Source organism: Chromohalobacter sp. 296-RDG, assembly GCF_029889885.1.
Lineage (GTDB): Bacteria > Pseudomonadota > Gammaproteobacteria > Pseudomonadales > Halomonadaceae > Chromohalobacter.
Genome location: NZ_JARANY010000144.1, coordinates 1 through 2,428, shown reverse-complemented (window position 1 = coordinate 2,428; position 2,428 = coordinate 1). Strand labels below are relative to the sequence as shown.

Here is a 2,428-nt window from a genome sequence, read left to right as displayed (position 1 = left end):
CCATAGGGCCATGTGTGGGTATTCCCCTGTTTCGCCCCTTGCTAAGTTAGGTACGGGCCTTGAGGCCCCATGCTTTATTTAACAGGGAGGGTAGATAAATAATAATTAAACAAGGGTCGAAAATACTGACTTAGTTCTCAACACTTCAGGCAGCATGTGATGATGAGAGTAAAAAGCGGTCGATTTTTTACTCTTACATTAAACCAGTAAACTGCACCGATGCACACTAAAAGACTTCTTCATTCCTCTCTTCGATGCTGGCCTGAATCCAGCCATCTATCTCGGTTTCAACCCATGCCACAGCTCGAGCACCAAGTTTTATTGGCCTTGGAAATTTTCCCTCGCTGATATATTTGTAGATCGTAGACCTAGCAAGCCCAGTACGGTCCATGACGTCTTTGATACGGATTAGCTTCATACTCATGCTGAACTCCTGTCAGTTCCTCATGAGATGTAGCCATCTAGTATTTTTTACGTCATACTCCGCCTTCTTTTACCAAAAGCTTCAGTTCTTCTGGCAATGAAAGGTCAACCCACTCGCCAGCCAAAAGCTGTGTATGTAAACGAAAAACTCCATCAGAAGGAAGAAAGCGAGATTTTATTTGCCACCTTTCTTCCCCCTCATTACTAAAGCAGCATATCGAGAAAACTGCATCAGCAAGGCGAAAATCAGAATCTTTCTGATGCTCTGCAACCCGCAAGTCATGCTGCAATTGGACCGCCAAGTGATGAGACAAATCATAAACACATCTGCATAAAGAGCTATTTGAGTGAGGTTCAACATTTTCACCCTCCACGCCTAGAACATAATAAAGGTCATAACTTATTGCCTCCATCACCGAATCGATAGGAGAACTGGGTTTTCTTCGAGAACCCTCAATATCTCGCCAGTAGTTAGAAAGCAGCATCATGGCATAGCTATATATATGCGCCTTAAGGATCGGCCCCATACCTAATTTATCAGCTCTTAGCAGATCAGCCTTTGCTGGTAACACCGCTTTTCCTGAGGGAAGAAGAGACATAGCATTCATTCTAAGCTCTTGGTACGCGCTGCTATAGCGTGCTTCAAGTGATACAAGTCTTTTTAATTCCTCTAGGCTTTCTGCGCCCCCTTTCGGTGCACATGCTTTCTTGATGTTTTTATGCATTGTGTCAAAGTTTTCCGCTAAATAACTCACAACGAAGGCGGCCTCATATATCCCCGAAATAAAATTGGAATCTCCTGGACGTCTTGCGGGGAGATACGTGACTGTTAGGCCGAGGGAGGCGTCACCAAGCAAGAGTGAGTGCGTGAGGTCAATAAAGTACACGGAACGCATGCGAACACCCTCTTTGCTAAGCAGCATGCCCGGTTGATGCCTAGCAATGACCCCGAGCTTCTTGAGCTTGGATAGCTGACTTTTCAGCCTTTCCCGTGTCATCCCGGTGACTGCTTGAAGATGTCCATAACTCAGGCCTCTGACAATCCCTGGTGTCTCTGCATGAGCCAAAAGAACGGCTAGAAGCCAATAGGTAGCAGGAGCCAATTTTTTAGCTCGATCCGCCCCTGTCATTAGGTTGCTGGCTTTTTCCTGAGTCGATGCTCTGCAGACCATGGCATGAGAACAAAGAGCCTCTATCACGGGCTGATGAGGAGTATCAGGTGGCGGCGTTTCATCTAAACGGTTACGGAAACCCAGTGCAATGCGGTGGCTCGACAAAGGGCGTCCTCTACCATGGCGAACGGACTCATATATTAGGTAGCCATGTCTTTTTAACCACTCAAGAGCCGGCTTGGCCTGCCGTGTCGTTATACCCAAGAGGCAATAAAGGTCTTGGAGCGGGCACGTCAGCGCCTGATCAAGTCCTGTAACCCTTGACCACTGAAGAAGAAGCCAGCGCGCTTCGGGGCCTAAATCAGGGTCTGTATGGCAGAGCAAACGCGTATCCATGAGCGCAGTGTATCATAGCTCTGGCATTTTACATCCGAAATAAACCCTAGCCACCTACCAACCAATCACTAGTATGCGTACTAGTGATTGATAAGCGTACCCCCTTATGGTATCCATATAGATGGCATTCAGCGTCCCTATAAAGGTCACAAATGGAAGATTCAAACTTAAGCCAAAACTCCCTATTTTCCTGGATAGACACAGAATCTCCAGAACAGAGCTATTGGATAACCAGCTATATCTCCAAGAAAAACCTGTCTGCGGCATTATTTGGAGACTCCTTCCACGCCAACCCATTTAACATAATTAACCTCCTATACAATAATCAGCATGATGCTAGATACCGAGAATTAACAAAAGAGATGCGGAATGCCTGGAACCAAAAAAAATACCGCGAACGAAACGGAAAACAAGTAAGCTTTCAGCTCCCTAACAATGTTGCAAAAAGCTTGGAAAAAATCGCCAAAAGAAACAATCAGTCAAAAACACAGGTACTT

3 protein-coding genes are annotated in these 2,428 nt (G+C 45.8%); 1 reads left to right on the top strand and 2 read right to left on the bottom strand.

The annotated features are described in order from the left end of the window. Positions 1–226 precede the first annotated feature (226 nt). Both OP495_RS17205 and OP495_RS17200 read right to left on the bottom strand, forming a co-directional pair. Positions 227–424, bottom strand: a complete 198-nt coding sequence (locus OP495_RS17205; RefSeq protein WP_227369343.1) for an AlpA family transcriptional regulator — start codon at positions 422–424, stop codon at positions 227–229. A gap of 52 nt (positions 425–476) precedes the next feature. Next, positions 477–1,931, bottom strand: a complete 1,455-nt coding sequence (locus OP495_RS17200) for a hypothetical protein (RefSeq protein WP_227369342.1) — start codon at positions 1,929–1,931, stop codon at positions 477–479. A 152-nt stretch (positions 1,932–2,083) separates the two neighbouring features. On the opposite strand from OP495_RS17200, the gene OP495_RS17195 reads away from it, so the two are divergent. After that, a partial coding sequence (locus tag OP495_RS17195) for a hypothetical protein (protein ID WP_280570968.1) occupies positions 2,084–2,428 on the top strand: 345 nt, incomplete at its 3' end.

Excerpts from the sequence above, each read along its gene's own strand:
- OP495_RS17205 (WP_227369343.1), bottom strand. The coding sequence starts at position 424 with ATGAGTATGAAGCTAATCCGTATCAAAGACGTCATGGACCGTACTGGG.
- OP495_RS17200 (WP_227369342.1), bottom strand. The coding sequence starts at position 1,931 with ATGGATACGCGTTTGCTCTGCCATACAGACCCTGATTTAGGCCCCGAA.